This window comes from Microvirga massiliensis, assembly GCF_001006805.1.
GTDB lineage: Bacteria > Pseudomonadota > Alphaproteobacteria > Rhizobiales > Beijerinckiaceae > Microvirga > Microvirga massiliensis.
In genome coordinates this window covers 71,506-74,124 of sequence record NZ_LN811362.1, presented here as the reverse complement: position 1 = coordinate 74,124, position 2,619 = coordinate 71,506, and the positions used below count along the sequence as shown (strand labels likewise).

4 protein-coding genes are annotated in these 2,619 nt (G+C 62.2%); all 4 read right to left on the bottom strand.

What is annotated here, in order from left to right; genetic code table 11:
• Positions 1-82: 82 nt before the first annotated feature.
• Positions 83-466 carry a hypothetical protein gene (locus BN1233_RS31325; RefSeq protein ID WP_046867592.1) on the bottom strand — a complete coding sequence of 128 codons (384 nt, stop codon included), beginning with the start codon at positions 464-466 and terminating at the stop codon, positions 83-85.
• 90 nt (positions 467-556) lie between these two features.
• Positions 557-967, bottom strand: coding sequence for a cupin domain-containing protein (locus tag BN1233_RS31320; protein ID WP_046867591.1), 411 nt, complete (start codon positions 965-967; stop codon positions 557-559).
• Positions 968-1,106: 139 nt separating this feature from the next.
• Entirely contained in the window at positions 1,107-1,739 is a 633-nt protein-coding gene (locus tag BN1233_RS31315; RefSeq protein WP_053086468.1) for a hypothetical protein, read from the bottom strand.
• A gap of 418 nt (positions 1,740-2,157) precedes the next feature.
• Positions 2,158-2,619, bottom strand: a 462-nt coding sequence (locus BN1233_RS31310; RefSeq protein WP_048710837.1) for an IS256 family transposase, incomplete at its 5' end; no start/stop codon positions are given.

Genomic DNA, 2,619 nt, shown 5'->3' with positions numbered 1-2,619 from the left:
GCGTCATTCGCAGAATCCCCCTTTATGGAACCGCCAGCGCTGGCAATTGCCGTGCCGTCAGGAAGACCGAGTGAGTAGGTCTTCAGATCTTCATCTCGATGCGGATGCCGTGGAGGGTCTGATCGGAGCCGTTGAGCACACGGCCCGCCGGCTGGGGCGCCATGTGAACGACGAGACACCCCTTATCGTCCCAGGATTGAACGGCCTGCACCACGTCGCGATTGGGCGGCAGTTGAGTGCCGTCTGGCGCGAAGTCGTAGATCGGCGGCTTCACCGAGTCGAACACGAACACGGAAGGCCAGCGATGGTGATGGACGGGCTCCTCGTCGTTCGGTTCGAGGGTAACCTCGAGAACCCGGAGCCGGTCGTTCTCGAACAGGACCTTGTGGTGGGCAGGGGCGGCAATCACAGCGTCCAGTGCCGGATCCCAAGTCGATGGATCGAGACTCCTGTGGTCGTCTGCCATGGCGTTCTCCCGTGTGGGCTCCCAAAGCCGATGCTGCGCGGCGCAGTTCGCAAAAGGCGGTTTAGGCGGTTTATGGAACAACCGCTGCTCTCAGGCCACGTTGGCCTTCAACCCGTTCCAAGGTGCTTCACCAGACACATCGATCTGCTCGACCCCCATCTCGCCAGCACTGGGTCCGAGGATGGCAATGACCTTCGCGTCCTCGGCACTGGTGTTGAAGGTCGCGTGCACGACGCCGGCGGGCATGAAGACGCTGTCGCCGGGGCTCAAGGTCCGCTTCTCCTGCTCGATCCAGTGCTCGACCGTGCCGGACACCACATAGATGAGTTCTTCCTGGTCGGCGTGGTAGTGAAAGCTGTGCCCCTTGCCGGGGAGGAAGGTCCCTTCGATCACGGTGAGGTGCTTGGCACCGGTCGCGGCCGGATTGCTCAACCAGCCGAGCCGCGCAATCTCCAGCTCATCCCGCTTCACGTCATCCCTGAGTATGAACTTGCCGGGCATGGCCACCTCCGCTGACCCTCGACCCAGGGATCAGCATGCGCCCAGGTTTCCAGGAAGGGAATACGAATTTGCGCGTGGGAAAGGACACCGCGTTGTCGCAACCAAGTTGAAATGTCTCTTTTTGCGCAAAGTAGAACTGTCAGTCAGGCCGGGTGAGGTGGAGCCTGGGGCGGCGGTGTGCCGACCTTATCGGAGCGCTGCCGCCCCAGGCGATCGAGCTTCGGACGGATGGGGGCACCTGCGCCAAGCGATCCGCGCGGTCTTTCATCAGACCCAACTTCTGGCTCGAGCGGCGGGGCCCGACTCTATCCCCTGACGGGGCTGGTTGGGCGTCCTGCTGCTGCTTGATCCAGGCCAGCACCTCGCTCAGCCGCTTGTTCTCGACGATCGCCGCATGGCTGACCCGCTGCAGCTTGTCGAATACCGCATAGGCCAGGGGCAGCCCCTTCCAGCGGATCTCCAGCCGCCCGTCCGGAAAGTCGTAGATCTCAACCGCCTGTCCCACCAGCCGCGCGGTGATCTCCGTCGGGTGCAGCGTGAACTTCATCCGGTTGTAGTGCACCACAAGCTGCTGTGAGACGCGTCGCGTCGCCCGCCAGCACAGGATATAACCGAGATCGTTCCGATCCTTCAGCGGTCGATGCAGGTCCAGATCGTGGGCAGGCGAGCGGGCGAATTTGCTGTTGTAGGTTGCCATAAAGCCGGGCAGGAACGCATTGGCGGCCTCCAGATCGCTGATCCCGGCCAGCCGCAACTCCTTGATGCTGCCCACTCTGTAGAGAGAACGTCAGGCCGTGCGTGCCGACGCCGGTAACCTGGCAGGCACGTCCGAGGAGTTACCGCCGGCGGTTGGCAAAGCCGCAGCGAGCGAACTTGTTGACCTTTGAGGCTTCTTCTGATGCAGGAGTGGGTTCCTCAAGATCGCGCAGTCTTAGTGCCTTCCGCGCATGCTTGAGCTGATCGAACCGCGACGGGCGGATCGCGAGACCTCGTGCCAGACTGATGTGCAGGGAGTCGAACTGCGCCGCGTATTCCGATAACGTGCGACGTGCATCGACGGTAAGCCTGTCAGCCTTGAAGAGCAGCTGTGCCAGCGTGCAGTATACCCTCTGAGCCTCGGTCGACTGGAGTGGGAAGAGACACTGCGGAACGCCACGAGAGTTATGGCGGATTTTGGGTGACGAGGCCGATCAGGCGGCGCTGTGTGATTGCATCGGAATGATCTCGGCGCCGTCTTGGAATCTGGCACCGGCGATCACCTTCGGCAACTGGTTTTCGCCCATCAGCCGACGCCAGGTTTTGGAAGCCGCCGTCACGAGCTTGAACACCATCAAGCGCGCGGCCGTCGGCGACAACGAGCCCTTGGTGTGCACGGTCCGGTGCCGCACCGTCGCAAACACACTCTCGATCGGGTTCGTGGTTCGCAGATGGATCCAGTGCTCGGCAGGCCAGTCATAAAAGGCCAGCAGCGCCCGCTGATCTTTGCGGATACACGCCACGGCTTTCGGATAACGCGCTCCATAGGCTTCTGCGAACAGACCGACCGCAACCTCGGCCTGGGCGCGGGTGGGCGCGAGATAGATCTCCCGCAGGGCTGTCTTCATGTCCGGCTGTACGGACTTGGGAACTTTGTTGAGCACGTTGGTGGTCTT